Source organism: Kitasatospora sp. NPDC058046, assembly GCF_042885595.1.
GTDB lineage: Bacteria > Actinomycetota > Actinomycetes > Streptomycetales > Streptomycetaceae > Kitasatospora.
Window position 1 is genome coordinate 142,117 of record NZ_JBHVRS010000021.1, and the last position, 14,857, is coordinate 156,973.

At 73.8% G+C, this 14,857-nt stretch carries 17 protein-coding genes; 9 read left to right on the forward strand and 8 right to left on the reverse strand.

Annotated features, from left to right (window positions below; genetic code table 11):
* Nucleotides 1–322: 322 nt before the first annotated feature.
* Entirely contained in the window at nt 323–433 is a 111-nt protein-coding gene (locus ACFVU7_RS33915) for a ketosteroid isomerase family protein (RefSeq protein WP_387820927.1), read from the forward strand.
* Nucleotides 434–468: 35 nt separating this feature from the next.
* Complete coding sequence (locus tag ACFVU7_RS33920; RefSeq protein WP_388048934.1) at nt 469–810, forward strand: hypothetical protein; 342 nt, start codon at nt 469–471, stop codon at nt 808–810.
* A gap of 39 nt (nt 811–849) precedes the next feature.
* Here the strand turns inward: ACFVU7_RS33920 and ACFVU7_RS33925 are convergent, their stop codons facing one another.
* Both ACFVU7_RS33925 and ACFVU7_RS33930 read right to left on the reverse strand, forming a co-directional pair.
* The gene (locus ACFVU7_RS33925; protein ID WP_388048937.1) at nt 850–1,341 is read right to left on the reverse strand and encodes an NUDIX hydrolase; all 492 of its coding nucleotides are present in this window, start codon (nt 1,339–1,341) and stop codon (nt 850–852) included.
* 53 nt (nt 1,342–1,394) lie between these two features.
* Nucleotides 1,395–1,991 (reverse strand): DUF5919 domain-containing protein, encoded by a 597-nt coding sequence (locus ACFVU7_RS33930; RefSeq protein WP_388048940.1) that lies wholly within the window; start codon nt 1,989–1,991, stop codon nt 1,395–1,397.
* 685 nt (nt 1,992–2,676) lie between these two features.
* On the opposite strand from ACFVU7_RS33930, the gene ACFVU7_RS33935 reads away from it, so the two are divergent.
* Together ACFVU7_RS33935 and ACFVU7_RS33940 are read left to right on the forward strand one after the other, a co-directional pair.
* Entirely contained in the window at nt 2,677–3,405 is a 729-nt protein-coding gene (locus ACFVU7_RS33935; protein WP_388048943.1) for an HAD family hydrolase, read from the forward strand.
* Nucleotides 3,406–3,559: 154 nt separating this feature from the next.
* Entirely contained in the window at nt 3,560–3,904 is a 345-nt protein-coding gene (locus ACFVU7_RS33940) for a VOC family protein (RefSeq protein WP_388048946.1), read from the forward strand.
* Between the two features lie 77 nt (nt 3,905–3,981).
* On the opposite strand, the gene ACFVU7_RS33945 is transcribed toward ACFVU7_RS33940, so the two are convergent.
* Nucleotides 3,982–4,062 (reverse strand): hypothetical protein, encoded by an 81-nt coding sequence (locus ACFVU7_RS33945; RefSeq protein WP_388049037.1) that lies wholly within the window; start codon nt 4,060–4,062, stop codon nt 3,982–3,984.
* A 21-nt stretch (nt 4,063–4,083) separates the two neighbouring features.
* Nucleotides 4,084–4,368 (reverse strand): hypothetical protein, encoded by a 285-nt coding sequence (locus ACFVU7_RS33950; RefSeq protein WP_388048949.1) that lies wholly within the window; start codon nt 4,366–4,368, stop codon nt 4,084–4,086.
* Between the two features lie 224 nt (nt 4,369–4,592).
* Here ACFVU7_RS33950 and ACFVU7_RS33955 point away from each other — a divergent pair, with 224 nt between their 5' ends.
* Nucleotides 4,593–5,213 (forward strand): DUF2306 domain-containing protein, encoded by a 621-nt coding sequence (locus ACFVU7_RS33955; RefSeq protein ID WP_388048952.1) that lies wholly within the window; start codon nt 4,593–4,595, stop codon nt 5,211–5,213.
* Here ACFVU7_RS33955 and ACFVU7_RS33960 read toward each other — a convergent pair.
* Complete coding sequence (locus ACFVU7_RS33960; RefSeq protein WP_388048955.1) at nt 5,207–5,470, reverse strand: hypothetical protein; 264 nt, start codon at nt 5,468–5,470, stop codon at nt 5,207–5,209. The genes ACFVU7_RS33955 and ACFVU7_RS33960 overlap by 7 nt on opposite strands.
* A gap of 444 nt (nt 5,471–5,914) precedes the next feature.
* Here ACFVU7_RS33960 and ACFVU7_RS33965 point away from each other — a divergent pair, with 444 nt between their 5' ends.
* Complete coding sequence (locus ACFVU7_RS33965; protein ID WP_143204473.1) at nt 5,915–6,370, forward strand: hypothetical protein; 456 nt, start codon at nt 5,915–5,917, stop codon at nt 6,368–6,370.
* 90 nt (nt 6,371–6,460) lie between these two features.
* Here ACFVU7_RS33965 and sigJ read toward each other — a convergent pair whose 3' ends face one another.
* On the reverse strand, nt 6,461–7,402 hold the full coding sequence (gene sigJ / locus ACFVU7_RS33970) for an RNA polymerase sigma factor SigJ (RefSeq protein ID WP_388048957.1): 942 nt from the start codon (nt 7,400–7,402) through the stop codon (nt 6,461–6,463).
* A gap of 176 nt (nt 7,403–7,578) precedes the next feature.
* Here sigJ and ACFVU7_RS33975 point away from each other — a divergent pair, with 176 nt between their 5' ends.
* A complete protein-coding gene (locus ACFVU7_RS33975) occupies nt 7,579–8,055 on the forward strand; it encodes a carboxymuconolactone decarboxylase family protein (RefSeq protein WP_049650876.1) in 477 nt (158 codons plus the stop codon).
* A gap of 195 nt (nt 8,056–8,250) precedes the next feature.
* Nucleotides 8,251–8,769 carry a SixA phosphatase family protein gene (locus tag ACFVU7_RS33980; protein WP_388048960.1) on the forward strand — a complete coding sequence of 173 codons (519 nt, stop codon included), beginning with the start codon at nt 8,251–8,253 and terminating at the stop codon, nt 8,767–8,769.
* 96 nt (nt 8,770–8,865) lie between these two features.
* Here ACFVU7_RS33980 and ACFVU7_RS33985 read toward each other — a convergent pair whose 3' ends face one another.
* On the reverse strand, nt 8,866–9,651 hold the full coding sequence (locus ACFVU7_RS33985; RefSeq protein ID WP_388048962.1) for a hypothetical protein: 786 nt from the start codon (nt 9,649–9,651) through the stop codon (nt 8,866–8,868).
* Between the two features lie 67 nt (nt 9,652–9,718).
* Nucleotides 9,719–10,327, reverse strand: a complete 609-nt coding sequence (locus ACFVU7_RS33990) for a histone deacetylase (protein WP_388048965.1) — start codon at nt 10,325–10,327, stop codon at nt 9,719–9,721.
* 527 nt (nt 10,328–10,854) lie between these two features.
* On the opposite strand from ACFVU7_RS33990, the gene ACFVU7_RS33995 reads away from it, so the two are divergent.
* Nucleotides 10,855–14,838 carry a Pls/PosA family non-ribosomal peptide synthetase gene (locus ACFVU7_RS33995; RefSeq protein ID WP_388048967.1) on the forward strand — a complete coding sequence of 1,328 codons (3,984 nt, stop codon included), beginning with the start codon at nt 10,855–10,857 and terminating at the stop codon, nt 14,836–14,838.
* Nucleotides 14,839–14,857: the final 19 nt, after the last annotated feature.

Sequence of the window (14,857 nt, forward strand, 5' to 3'; positions counted from 1 at the left end):
GGCCCACCCCGCGCCCGGGTTCCACCCCGGCCCCGCGGGCCGTCGGGCCACCCCGCCGGCTGGCCGCGCGCGTCCGCGGCGCCCGGCGTGCCGGCCGGGCGCCGCGACCCCCGGCAGCATCGCCCCGACGAACGGCTCGGACGCTCCCGGGGCGGTCCGACCTCCGAGAGCCAACAAACAGTGCCGGAACGGCTGAACCCGCACTCTGACGACGACCTCCCTGCTGGCTCGCCCGCCATGACTTTCACCACGGGATACGAAGACATCGGTGCTCAGTTCGTGAAGGGCTACTACGCCCACTTCGACGAGGGCGGCGAGTCCCGTGCAGGCGTGGCGGGGGTTCTACGCGGAGGACGCGCTGCTCACCTTCGAAGGCCAGCAGGTCCAGGGACGACAGGCCATCGAGGCGAAGCTTCGGGACCTCGTCTCCTGAGCGACGTCGACAGCCAGCGGCTGTCCGACGGGGGCGTGCTCATCGTTGTCGTCGGCAAGCTCGGATTCGACGACTCGGCCGTCGACTTCACCGAGACCTTCGTGCAGACGCTCACCGGCAACCACCTCTCCCTCAGCCACCACGTCTTCCGGCTGGCTTTCTCGCCCGCCTGGCGGAGGTGGCTCTGGAGCCGAGCCGCACCTGGGCGCGGACGGCCGCTGTCCCCGGCCGTCACGCCGCGACTGCGGGCGGACCGCCCGCAGTTGGAGCCCGTGGGGGAGAAGATCCGCCTCCCGCGAATCGAACCGGGGCCCGGCCCCGCACAGGAGCGGGGGAGGGCCCGGCCGGAGGGGTCCGTAAGGGCGTGCGGCCCGTAGCCACGGACGGCGGAGCGGGAAGTCGGCGGGGCTGACTTCTCACGCGAGGCGTTCGGGGGCGGCGGTGAGGCGCCGGCCGTCGTGGGAGCGGACGCGGGCGGGGCCGGGGTGCAGGGCGTCGAGGACGCGGACGGCGTAGACCTCGGCCATGCGGTCGGCGACCTCGTCGGGGGCCAGCCAGGCGATGGCGGTGGACTCGGAGGAGAGCCGTTCGGCGCCGCCGGTGGGGTGGCAGCGGAAGACCAGAGCGACGACGCCACGGGCCATGTTCTTGTAGACGCCCGTGAGTTGGTCGCCGCCGACCTCGATGCCGGTCTCCTCTCGGATCTCGCGGCGCAGGCCGTCCTCGACGGTCTCGGCGAGTTCGAGGACGCCGCCCGGCGGCTCCCAGGTGCCGTTGTCGGCCCGCCGGATCGCCAGCACGCGCCCGTCCTCGCGGACGACCACTCCCGCGACGGACACGGAGTGGAGCGCTGCGGGGGAGGAATCGGCGGCGCCGTCCCCGCAGCCGTTCCGGCCGCCGCTGTTCATGGTGGTGCCCTCCTGGTTGAGCGGTGGAGCAGGAAGTCGGCGGGGCCGACTTCCTATGCGCGGGCCGGGTCGGTGGGGATGGCGCTGCCCCGGGACCAGAGTTCCTCGATGTGCTCGGCGAAGCGGTCGAACATGCCGTTCTCCTCGCTGCGCCGCAGGTGCATCAGCGGGGAGTCGTGGCCGACGGTGCGGGCCAGGTGCGGGGTGACCAGGGCGTGTTCGTCGAAGCGGAAGACGGACAGGCCGATGTGGTTCGGTCCGTCCTCCGGGGAGCTGAAGCGGGCCTCGACGCCCGGGGTGCCGGAGAGCTTGGCCAGGTGCTCCAGCGTGACCCGGATCCGGGTGGACACGGTGAGGGCCACGTCCTCGATCTGCTCGCGCCGGCGCGTCGTCCCGGACTCGGGATCGCCGAGGAGGAAGCGGATGCGGCAGCCGTTTTCGGCCTTGCGCCGCAGGGTCTGGAGGAGGGCGGGCTGCTCCAGCCAGACGAAGTAGTTGGTGTACCCGGCGAGGAAGACCTCGGACCGCGCCTCGGCGATCAGCTGCGCCCAGACCGACTGAGGGCAGGCCGACCGGTGCGGATAGACGGCGAACACCTCCCGGTCGTGCCCGGTCTTGACGCTCGCCCGGACGCTGTTGGGCCAGATCACTCGTTCATCAACCCCTAAAGCCGCGCAGGCATCGATACGGTTCCGCTGATGCGGCACCAGCGCCGCATCGGAGAGCCGGCGTTCCACTGTCCCAGGCGTAAGAAGCCGTTGGCGGGTCTCCTGGAGGAGCGGGAGCCGGCCGCGCGCGAGCGCGTGGAGGGGCTTCGGGAGGCGGCGGACCGGGTACTCGCTGAGCTCGCCGAAGCGGAGGCGGCCCGGACAGGCAGGTGAAGCCGGCCCGGAAGCCGGTGATTCCTCCGGGCCGGTGCCCGCGAGGAGCGCTCCCGCAGGAGTCTCCCTACCGAGGGCCCGCGCGATCGGGCTCGATCGTCCCGGTGCGGCGTCCCGCGCTTTCCACGGACGCGCTCGCTCCCCACCGCCAGCGCGTCCTCGCCACGCTCACCGGGCAAGCATCCGGCGGGAAGCCGGTGATGTCCTGTCAGAAGATCAACTTCCATACTCGGACTGGAGCCGGTTCCGGCTAGTGTGGAAGGAGTTCGATCGAGGATGAAGCGGCCGGCCGACCGGGGGTGGGCCGACGAGCCCGCCCCGGGACGGTTCACGCTCGCCGCCGGGCCGGCCGGCGGCTCATGGGCCTCGTCATCGGCCACGGCACCACCCGCTCACGCACGGCGGGGCAGCGAATCGTCTCGTCCTCGCGTGATCGCCAACGAAAGAGCAACCGATGCAACCGATTGTCCTGTTCGACCTGGACGGCCTTTTGATCGACTCCGAGCCGGTCTGGGACGCGGCAAAGCGTGACGTGTTCGGTCCGCTTGGCCTGCACCTCACAACGGAGATGCAGGCGGCGACGCGCGGGCTGCGGCAACGGGACATGGTGGCCTACTGGTTCGATCGGGCCACGATTCAGGCCGACCCCGACGACGTCGAGCAGCAGATCGTGGCCGCCGTGTGCCGCAGGTTGGAGGGAGTGGCGCTGAAACCCGGCGCCGAACACGCCGTCGCGGCGTGCGCGCGCGCATCGAGGGCGATGGCCGTCGTGTCGTCTTCGCCGGAGTCGGTGATTCGGCATGCGCTCGCGAGCACCGGCCTTGACCGATCCTTCGATGCCGTGTTCTCGGCCGAAGACGACGAACACGGCAAGCCCCACCCGGGTGCCTATCTCCGCGCAGCCGCCGCCCTCGGCGCGTCACCCGACGAATGCGTCGTGATCGAGGACTCGCTCAACGGCGTCCTCGCCGGCGTGTCAGCCCAGATGACGGTCGTCGCCGTTCCCGAGGCCGCTGATCGCCGCGATCCTCGCTTCGCGATTGCCACGCTGGTACTGGAGTCCCTCAAGGATCTCGACGCCTCTGTATTCGGCGCGTATGTGTCCGGGGGGAGCCGGGGCGCCACGTGGGCATCGCGTGCTGTGGATCCTCAACCGTTCCGCGAACCGGATCGTGCTGTATGACGCCCTCGACCGTGGGTCCGGGCCTTCACGGGTGAAGGCCCGAACCCACCCCGGGACGGTGCACGCTCGCCGCCGCTTCACCCGGTTGTGGGCGCCTCCTTGGGGGTGATCGGGGTGGAGGCCGACGGCCTGGCAGGATGACGGCACGGAACGAGTGCTCGGCATCGGCGGATACTTCCTGCGGGCCGCCGACCCGGCGGCGCTGGGCGCCTGGTACCGCGACTGCCTGGGGCTGGACGCCGATGAGCACGGCCTGTGGCGGCAGGAAGCCGGGCCGACGGTGTTCGCGACGTTCGCGTCCGGGACCGACTACCTCGGGCCCCGCGACCAGCAGACCATGCTCAACTTCCGCGTCCGCGACCTGGAGGCGATGCTCGCCCAGCTGCGTGCCAAGGGCGCCGACGTCGCCGAGGAGACCCAGGAGATGGACGGCGTCGGCCGGTTCGGCTGGGTCACCGACCCCGAGGGCAACCGCATCGAGCTCTGGCAGCCCGCCTGACCGCGCCGCCCGCGGACACGCCTCCGGCCCGGCGCGGGAGTCCGCGCCGGGCCGGAGGCCTGTCCGTTGCCCTGCGGCTACTTCGGCGTGTACCAGCTGAACTCGAGGATGGTGTCGTTGTAGTCGGCGTCGTCGCCGTTCTCGGCGACGAGCACCATCAGGTTGTAGGCGCCGATCTCTTACGGGCCACCGGAGTTGAGCCTGCTCGGCTTGAAGACGCCGTCGCCCTCGCTGAACTCGAAGACGGCGGTGAGGCCGGCCTGCCCGGTGATGGTCTCCTGGCCGATGACGGTGTTGCGCTCACCGGCCCCGACGAACTCCAGGCCCACGGTGCCGTCCTGGCTGGTGAGCCGCACCTTCTGGGCGCTGGACGAGTTGGTCTTGGCCTTGACGGTGACCTGGGCGCCGGCGGGCAGGCTGATCTCGGCGGTCTTGCCCTTGACGAGGACGTAGGCGTCGGACATGGGATTCCTTCGTTCCGGAGGGAGTTCTCGTGGTGATCGCCGTTCACGCTAGCCGCGCCGCGATCGATTCCAAGGAACTCCGTTCCGGAATAACACTTTCGAGGGAACGATCTTGACATCGGGCGCCAAGTGCCAACCCCCGTAAGGGAGGTGGGGTTCTCTGGGGGTTCCTCTCGGGGGCAACCCGGATGTCGGCCCGGGCCGCCAGGCCCGACACTCGGTCCATGCGCATCACACGGGCCGGTTGGGCCGTCATGACGGTGCTCGCCACTCTCATCGCCGTGGTCTCCGCCAAGTACTTCAGCTTCGACCCCGCGGGGTTCTTCGAGCAGCAGCGCGCCACCTACCTGAGCCACGAAGTCCCGCTCTACATCCACATCTTCGGCGCGATCACCGCACTCGCGGTCGGGCCCTGGCAGTTCTCCGCCCGCCTGCGCGAGCGCCGGCCGCGCCTGCACCGCCGGATCGGCGTCGTCTACCTGCTCGGCTGCCTGGTCGGCGGGGTGGGCGCGCTGCTGCTGGCGCCCGTCGCGTACGGGGGAGCGGTCGCGAGGCTCGGCTTCGTCGGCCTGGCCGTGGCCTGGCTGGTGACCGGCAACGCCGGGCTGCGGGCGATCCTCGACGGCCGGGTGGCCGACCACCGCCACTGGATGATCCGCAGCTTCGCGCTCACCTTCGCCGCCGTCACGCTGCGCCTGATGCTGGTCGCCGCGACGGCCGCGCACCTGGACTTCCGCACCTCCTACACCGCCATCGCCTGGCTGTGCTGGGTGCCCAACCTGCTGCTCGCCTGCTGGTTCACCCGGCCCCGCCGCGCCGTCGCGGAGGTGGTGGCAGGTCAGTAGGGGTGCTTGTCGGGCCTGGCCCTCCACGCGTCGTACGCGGGCTTGCCGAGTTCGGGGCAGAACTGCACCATGCGGATGCTCCGCTCCTCGATGGGCTTCTTGAAGTCGTCGTACTGGTACTCGTCGCTGAACCCGATCTCCGCGGTCTCCGCCAGGTTCCGGCTGAAGTAGACGGCCTCGCACCGGGACCAGCAGATGGCGCTCATGCACATCGGGCACGGCTGGCCGCTGGTGTAGATCTCGCAGCCCTTGAGCATCCGGGCGCGGAACGGCTCCTTGTCCGACGGCTCGCTCGGGATGAGTTCCAGCGTGCTCTCCCGCTCGGCGACGGTGGGCTTCCCGGTGTCGGGGACCGGGGTGGCGGCGGCGGGGGAGTCGGAGCAGGCGGCGACCAGGCGGACCCCGGCGCCGAGCGCGAGGCGGCGCGGGGCGTCGCACCGGCCGATGACGCGTGCCGCGGCGTTGAAGTGCCGGAACGTGCCGAGGTGACGGTTGCCCGTGTTCCCCCCGTGGACGGCTTCCTTGATCGAACCGGGGGATTCCAGCCCCGGCTAGCCCGGTCGGGCAGCGGTGTTCCCCCGCCCGGGTAGCCGGTACGGCGGGCCTCCGCGCCGGAGCCGGGGGTTCGGGTACGGATCGGCCTCGACGCGGGGAACGGCCCCGCGTCGACGCACCCCGAGCCGCAACCCTCAGGAGCCTCCGTGGCCCGTATGAAGCCCCTCGTCCTGACCGCCCTCGCCGTCGCCGTCACCGGTGTCCTGGCCACGGGCACCGTGGCCGCCGTCGCCGACGGCAAGCCCAGCCACAAGCCCGTCGGAGAGCCCGTCGGCGAGCCGGCGGGCAAGCCCGTGGGCAAGCCCAACGTCAAGCCGACCGTCGTCGTCCCGCACGGCCCGGCCGCCGTCAGCCCCGCACTGATGGCCGCGCACGACCAGGTCGTCGGCGACTGGATCGACGTGGCCCCCGGGGACAACGGGGTCGCCATCGTCAGCTGTCCGTCCGGGGAGGTGCCCACCGGCGGTGGCGGCCAGACCAGCGCCTTCCGGATCTTCGTCACCGACTCCTACGCGACCGACAACTCCTGGGTCGTGCGCGGCACCAACACCGGCACCGGGACCGAGTCCATCCGCGCGACCGCCGTCTGCACCGCGCTCTGACCCTCCGGCCGGCCTTCCGGCCGCACCCGTACGACGAACGGCCCGGGCCCGGGCGGTGGTTGCCAGGGCCCGGGCCGTTGCGTCGCCCGGCTACTTCGGCGCCGGCAGCAGCCCCAGGCCCGAGACCGGCCCGAGGTGGGCGAGCTTGTCGGGGTTGGACACGGCGTGGACGGACCGCACCGCGCCGTCGGCGTCGATGTCCAGCTCGATGACGCCGGCCACGCGCTGCTCCGCGTCGTACACCACCGCGCCCGGGCGGCCGTTGACCCGGGCCGGGACGAGGCGCGCGCCCAGGCGGCGGACCCGGCGCAGGCCGCCGACGAGCAGCTGGGCGACGCGGCGCGGGTCGGTGAGGGAGCGGGCCAGCGCGCGGGCCTTGCCGCCGCCGTCGCCCTGGAACACCACGTCGGGGGCGAGCATGCCGAGCAGGGCGTCCAGGTCGCCGCCCTCGGCGACCTCGAAGAAGCGGCGGGCCAGCTCCTCGCCCTCCGCGCGGCGGGCCGGGGCCGGGGCGACGGCCTCGTCCTCGTGCGCCGCGGGCGCCAGGCGCTTCCTGGCGCGGGCGAGGATCTGGCGGCAGTTCGCCTCGCTCCTCCCCACCATCTCCGCGACCTCCGGGTAGCCGTACCCGAAGGCCTCGCGCAGCGTGAACACCGCGCGCTCGACCGGCGAGAGGGCCTCCATCAGCAGCAGGAACGCCATCGACAGGGTGTCCGCCAGCTCGGCGTGCTCGGCCGGGCCGGGCCGCTCGGCGGTGGTGACGACGGGCTCGGGCAGCCACTCGCCGACGTAGGCCTCGCGGCGCACCCGGGCGGAGGTGAGGTGGTTGATGCCCAGGCGGGTGACGGCCGTGGTCAGGTACGCCTTGGGGTCGGCGACCGCGGTGCCGGCCCGGTCGGCGCGGGTGAAGCCGAGGAAGGCGTCCTGGACGAGGTCCTCGGCGTCGCCGACCGAACCCGTCATCCCGTACGCGATGGAGAACAGCAGCGGACGGTATCTGGCCGCACCTTCCGCACCTGCCGTACCCGTCATGTGGACCCCCCGCCTGCCCCGCGACCGTGGCCAGCAGGCTATCCGAGGCCCGCCGGGGCCCACCGGCGGGTGGTGTGGCGCAGGTCACGGAGCCCGGGCGGCCGGGGGATGTCACAGAACGGCGGGCCGTCCTGTCTCAAGGGGCAGCAAACGGAACAGCGACCGAGGAGCACGCCATGGAACCCCGCCTCAACCCCTTCGCCAGCCCCGTCATCGGCAAGGTCCTCAAGCACCTCATCGCGGCCAACAAGCCCATCGCCGAGTCGGCCCTGCCGTACACCGTCCAGGAGTTGGTGCGGCTGCGCGCCAGCCAGATCAACGGTTGCGGCGCCTGCATCGACATGCACTTCAAGGAGGCCGTGCACGCCGGCGAGGACCCGGTGCGCCTCAACCTGGTCGCCGCCTGGCGCGAGGCCACCGTCTTCACCGAGGCCGAGCGCGCCGCGCTGGAACTCGCCGAGCAGGGCACCCGGCTCGCCGACGCGGCCGGCGGGGTGAGCGACGAGGCGTGGGCGAACGCCGCCGAGCACTACGACGAGGAGCAGCTCGCGGCGCTGGTCTGCGCGATCGCGCTGATCAACGCCTTCAACCGGGCCAACGTGATGATCCGCCAGCCCGGCGGCGGCTACGAGGTCGGCATGTACCACCACTGACCGGCGCGGCTCCGGGCCCCGCTCCTTCCCCAACCGGCCCGCCGGGTAGGGCCGGTGGGGAGGCCGGGGCCCGGGCGGTGCGCCGCCCGCCCGGGGCGGCGCACCCGTCGCGTTCCACCCGATGGACCGTCAGTACGGACTGTTACGATCTTGGTCCGGGTGAACCGCCCGTTCCGGGAACCGAGGGAGACGTCCATGTCCGAGGAATCGACGCGCCGGATCGTCGTGCTGCGCCACTCCAAGGCCGAGCACCCCGACGTGGACGACCACGAGCGCCCGCTCGCCGACCGGGGCCGCGAGGACGCGCCGGCGGCCGGACGCTGGATCGCCGGCGCCGGCATCACCCCCGACCTCGCGCTGGTCTCCACCGCCGTGCGGACCCGTGAGACCTGGAGGCTCGCGGCCGCCGAGCTCCCGGTGGTGCCGAAGACCGTCGCCGAGGAGCGCGTGTACGAGGCGAGCCTCGGGGAGCTGATCGCGCTCCTCAACGAGCAGTCCGACGAGGTGCGGGACCTGGTCCTGGTCGGCCACAACCCCGGCGTCCACGCGCTGGCCGACGCCCTGGCGGGCGAGGCCGAGGGGGACCTGCTGGCGCGGATGAACCGCTCCGGCTTCCCGACCTCGGCCATCGCGGTCCTGGAGTTCCAGGGCAGCTGGAAGGGCGTCGAGCACGGCGTCGGCCGGCTCACCGCCTTCTGGACGCCGCACGCCTGATACCCGCACCGCCCAAACGCCCGAACACGGCTGGGCCGCCCGGCAGTTCACCGGGCGGCCCCGCCGCGTTCGGGCCGTCGTGCGGGGCGGCCGGGGTCAGCGGCGCGGCCCGGCGACGTGGTCGCTCAGCCGGATGACGGTGACCTCCACCTGGCCGTGCCCGTCCTCCCAGCCCGCGACCGGTTCGCAGCCCTCGTCGTCCAGGCCGAAGGCCGTGGTGTCGGCGGACACGGGCATCAGGCCCGTCTCCCCGTCGGTGCAGAAGTAGCCGAGGTGGGTGCGCAGTTCGGGGTTCCCGATCACGGAAAGCTCCTCCTCCCACTCCTCCTCGGGCTCCGCCGTGAAGGGCATCAGCTCCCCGGGGGTGCGGCCGGTGGCGAAGGCCGTGCACAGGGCGTCCAGGAGGGTGCCGTCGGAGACGAGCAGGGGAGCGTAGACCTCCCAGGTACCGGCCAGGGCCGGGTCGGTGAGGTCGACGCCGTACCGTTCCAGCAGCTGGGCGAGGTCGGCGCCCCGCAGCAGTCCAGGGCTGAAGCAGGCGGCCTCGACGGCGGCGGCGAAGCCCTCGGGGAGATGCGCCCCGGCGTCGGACGGCCGGAACTCGAACACCGAGCGGCTCGGGTCGAAGACCGGCGTCCCCTCGGCCTCGTCGAACAGGTGGAGCCGGGAGACGAACGGCTCCTCGCCGCGCAGCGCCGCCGGGCGCACCCAGGCGTGCTCGCGCCGGAAGCCGGTCTCGTACAGCAGGTTGCCGGTGACGCAGGCGGCGTAGACCGCGTCGGGGTCGTACTCCGCGAGGGGGCGGCCGAGCAAGGCGGCGAAGGCGTCGGCGAGTTGGCGGTCCCAGTCGGCATCCGCGGGCGCGGTGGGGTGGTAGGTCATGGCGGCACGGTAGCGGCGCCCGCCGACAGCGGCCGGGCCGGGTCCGGGGCGCGGGCCACGGCCGCGCCTACAGCAGCAGCGCCGCCACCTCCGCCGGTGTCCAGTGCCCGGCCGCGCCCGGGCGGGTGGCGAGGTAGCCGGCCGTGCGCCAGGGGCCCCAGCCGTGGGACTCGGCCAGGCCCGCCGCCAGGGTGCGCAGGTAGGGCGGGGTGGGGGCGTTGAGCTCGGCGCCGGCCACGCCCCGGGCGGCGGTGAAGGTCAGCAGCGGGTGGCCGTCCGACTCGCCGACGTGCAGCAGGGTTTGGTAGCGGCCCGGGCCCAGTTCGGCGCGCCCGGCGGCGAGCACCGGGGCGAGGTCGAGGTCGGTGCCGGGGGAGCGGCGCATTTCCTGGGCGGCGATGTCGCTGAACTGACCGACCGTCACCAGGTAGGCCCGGCAGGGGACTTCGCCGGGGAGGGCCGGGTCGTAGAAGGCCGAGCCGCCGCCCCAGGTGAGCGAGTGGTCGGCGAAGTAGAGCACGCCCGGCAGTACGGTGGCCACCGCCCGGCGCGGCGGGCGCGGGTCACGGCTGCCGGGGTGGGCCTGCGCCCCGCCGTCCGGGCGGCCGCCGCGCAGGTAGCGGGCGAGGCGGGCGGCGTGCAGGTTCGAGCCGTACGCCACGTACCAGACGAGCACCTCCCCGCCGCTCTCCGTACCGCTCTCCCCGCCGCCCTGCCCGTCACGGTCCCGGTTCCGGTCTCGCCCAGCCGAATCCCAGTCGGGCGCGCCGCTGCCCAGCCCGCTCACAGGAAGGAGCCGCGGTGTGGGCCGCGAAAGACTCCCACAGGAATATGTGAAAACCGTGAACACGCCAGTGATCCGACCAGAACCCCCCGATTCGGCAGCGGCCCCTTCACTACTGGTAGCGAATCGGTCGCCATGGTGTTCATCACTCTTCTCGCTCCCGTCGCACCGCTCCGGTATTCGGCGATTACTCTTCACCAGCGAAAACGATCGGAAACCAGCGAAATAGCATTCGATTCATACCGTTGCTGCCCTCGCGTGGCATCGATGATGAGAATTTTCTTTGATCGATTCCTCACTGCATCCAGCCGACTCCCAGCGGAGTCATGGTGAGTGGGCGCACCCAGCAGGTGACAAAGGCGTCACCCCGCGTGATACCCGTACGCGCCCCCAGGACCCCGGAGCCAAGGAACCCATCCATGGACGCACGCCACGAAACGGCCGGCCCCGGCACGCTGCACCGCCCGAACCCGGGCCCCGTGGCGGGCTGGCCGGCGGCCCAGCCCGCCCACCCCCGCAGCCTGCTCGACATCATCGCCGCCACCGCGCAGGCGCACCCCGGCGCGCCCGCGCTCGACACCGGCGACACCGTCCTCGACTACCGCGCCCTGCTGCACGAGGTCGAGACCCTCGCCGGGCAGCTGGCCGGCCACGGCATCGGCCGCGGCGACCGCGTCGGGGTCCGCATCCCCTCCGGCACCGCCGACCTCTACATCGCGATCCTCGCCGTCATGCGCTGCGGCGCCGCCTACGTGCCCGTCGACGCCGACGACCCCGACGAGCGCGCCGAGATGATCTGGCAGGACGCCGCCGTCTGCGCCGTCCTCGGCCCCGGGCGCGCCCTGCACGCCCCCACCGACGCCCGCCCCTCGGGCCGTCCGGCCTGGCCCGCCCCGGCCGACGACGCGTGGATCATCTTCACCTCCGGCACCACCGGCCGCCCCAAGGGCGTCGCCGTCACCCACCGCAGCGCCGCCGCCTTCGTCGACGCCGAGGCCCGCCTCTTCCTCCCGCAGCAGCCGCTCGCCCCCGGCGACCGTGTCCTGGCCGGCCTGTCCGTCGCCTTCGACGCCTCCTGCGAGGAGATGTGGCTCGCCTGGCGCCACGGCGCCTGCCTGGTGCCCGCCCCCCGCTCCCTCGTCAAGGCCGGCACCGACCTCGGCCCCTGGCTCGTGAACCGGCGCATCACCGCCGTCTCCACCGTCCCCACCCTGCTCGCCCTGTGGCCGCAGGAGTGCCTGGACGCCGTCCGCCTGATCATCGTCGGCGGCGAGGCCTGCCCCGCCGAACTCGTCGACCGCCTCGCCACCGGCGGCCGCGAGTTCTGGAACACCTACGGCCCCACCGAGACCACCGTCGTCGCCACCGCCGCCCGCATGCTCCCCGGCCAGCCGGTGCGCATCGGCGCCCCCCTCGACGGCTGGGAGATCGCCGTCGTCGACCAGGCCGGCCACCCCGTCCCCTGGTACGAGACCGGCGAACTGCTCATCACCGGCGTCGGCACCGCCCGCTACCTCGACCCCGCCAAGGACGCCGAGAAGTTCAGCGCCCACCCCGCCCTCGCCTCGCCCCGCGTCTACCGCAGCGGCGACCTCGTCCGCAACGAACCCGAAGGCCTGATCTTCCTCGGCCGCGCCGACGACCAGGTCAAACTCGGCGGCCGCCGCATCGAGCTCGGCGAGATCGACGCCGCCCTCCAGGCCCTGCCCGACGTGCGCGCCGCCGCCGCTGCCGTCCGCAGGACCCCCGCCGGCGCCGACCTGCTCGTCGGCTACCTCGTCGCCCGGCCCGGCACCACCCCCGACCTCGCCACCGCCCGCCGCCGGCTGCTGGAGCGCCTGCCCGCCCCGCTGGTGCCCGTCCTCGCCCTCGTCGACTCCCTGCCCACCCGCACCTCCGGCAAGGTCGACCGCAACGCCCTGCCCTGGCCGCTCGCCACCACCGGCACCGCCCCCGCCGCCCGGGCCCTGGACGGCACCGCCGGCCGGCTCGCCGCCCACTGGGAGCGCCTGCTCGGCACCGCCCCCGGCCCCGACGACGACTTCTTCGCCCTCGGCGGCTCCAGCCTCACCGCCGCCCGCCTCGTCTCCGAACTGCGCACCCGCCACAACGGCGTCTCCGTCGCCGACCTGTACGCCCACCCCGTCCTCGCCGACCTCGCCGCCCACCTCGACACCCTCGCCCCGGCCGCCGCCCCCGAGGACACCACCGCCGCCGGAACCGCCCCCGCCGCACGCGGCCGCACCGTGCGCCGCACCCCCCGCAGCGCCGGCCTGTGGCAGACCCTCCTGCTCCTCGGCATGTTCTCCCTCGCCGGACTGCGCTGGATCCTCCTCCTGATGGCCCTCGACAACCTCACCGGCAGCCACCTCGCCTGGGCCCCCCACAGCTCCTGGTGGCCCGTCGGCGCCGGCCTGCTCCTCCTCTACAGCGCCCCCGGCCGCACCCTGCTCGCCGCCGCCGGCGCCCGCCTGCTCACCGCCCGCATCCGCCCCGGCAGCCACCCCCGCGGCGGCCACGTCCACCTGCGCCTGTGGGCCGCCGAACGCTACACCGCCATGTTCGGCACCGCCGCCCTCGCCGGCACCCCCTGGGCCCCCCGCTACGCCCGCGCCCTGGGCTGCCGCGTCGGCCCCGGCGTCCAGCTCCACACCCTGCCCCCCGTCACCGGCCTCGCCCGCATCGGCGCCCACGCCTCCGTCGAACCCGAAGCCGACCTCGCCGGCTGGTGGCTCGACGGCGACACCCTCCACCTCGGCCGCATCGACATCGGCGACGGCGCCCGCATCGGCCACCGCGCCACCCTCATGCCCGGCGCCCGCATCGGCGCCGGCGCCGAGATCGCCCCCGGCTCCTGCGTCACCGCCACCACCGCCGTCCCGCCCGGCGAACACTGGACCGGCTCCCCGGCCCGCCCCGACACCACCGCCCCCGCCGACTGGCCCACCGCCCCCGCCCCCGCCCCGCGCGGCTGGAACCTCGCCTACGGCGCCGCCTTCGCCCTCTTCGGCCTCGTCCCGATCCTCGCCGCGCTGCCCGCCCTGGCCATCGTCTACCCGATGATCGACAGCGACGCCACCCTGCTCGGCGCCCTCGTCCAGCTCCTGCCCGCCACCATCCCGCTGGCCGCCCTCACCGTCGTCTGCTACGCCACCCTCATAGCGCTCCTCGTGCGCCTGCTGTCCCTCCCGCTGCGCCCCGGCCACCACCCCGCCACCGGCCGCGTCGCCTTCTGCGCCTGGGCCGTCAGCCGCCTCAGCGACACCGCCCGGCGCACCCTCTTCCCCTTCTACGCCAGCCTCTTCACCCCGGTGTGGCTGCGCCTGCTCGGCGCCCGCGTCGGACGGCGCGTCGAAGCCTCCACCGTGCTCGCCCTGCCCGGCCTGATGCGCGTCGACGACGGCGCCTTCCTCGCCGACGACACCCTCGTCGCCCCGTACGAGCTGCGCGGCGGCTGGCTCCGCCTCGGCCCCGCCCACGTCGGACGCCGCTCCTTCGTCGGCAACTCCGGCATCGTCGGCCCCGGCCGCCACCTGCCCGACAACTCCCTCGTCGGCGTCCTGTCCGACACCCCCGCCCACGCCCCCGAAGGCTCCTCCTGGCTCGGCCGCCCCGCCTTCGCGCTGTCCCGCGTCGCCGACACCGGCGCCGACGCCCGCACCTACAACCCGCCCCGGCGCCTGATGTGGGCGCGCGCCGGCGTCGAACTCTGCCGGCTGCTGCCGATCGTCCTCGCCGCCCTGCTCGGCGACCTCGTCCTCGCCGCCCTGCAGGAACTGCGCGACGACTACGGCCTGGCCGTCGCCCTCGGCACCGCCGGACTCGTGCTCACCGCCGCCGCCGTCGTCGCCTGCGCCGTCACCACCGCCGCCAAGTGGCTGCTCGTCGGACGCTTCCGCGTCGCCGAACACCCCCTGTGGTCCTCCTTCGTGTGGCGCAACGAGCTCTACGACACCTTCGTCGAGGAACTCGCCATGCCCTTCGGCGGCCACACCATCACCGGAACCCCCTACCTGAACGTGTGGCTGCGCAGCCTCGGCGCCCGCATCGGCCGCGGCGTGTGGTGCGAGACCCACTGGCTGCCCGAGACCGACCTGGTCACCGTCGAGGCCGGCGCCAGCGTCAACCGCGGCACCGTCCTGCAGACCCACCTCTTCCACGACCGCGTCATGCGCCTGGGCCCCGTCCACCTCGCCGCCGGCTCCACCACCGGCCCGCACTCCATCGTGCTGCTCAACGCCTCCCTCGGGGCCGGCAGCACCGTCGGCCCGGCCTCCCTGGTCATGCGCGGCGAGAACGTCCCCGGCGGCGGGCGCTGGCTCGGCAACCCCGTCGCCGCCTGGGACGCCGACCCCACCCCGCCCGCCGGCCGGCGCCGCCACCGGGCCACCGCCGGAGTGTGACGCGAATCACTCCGGCAGG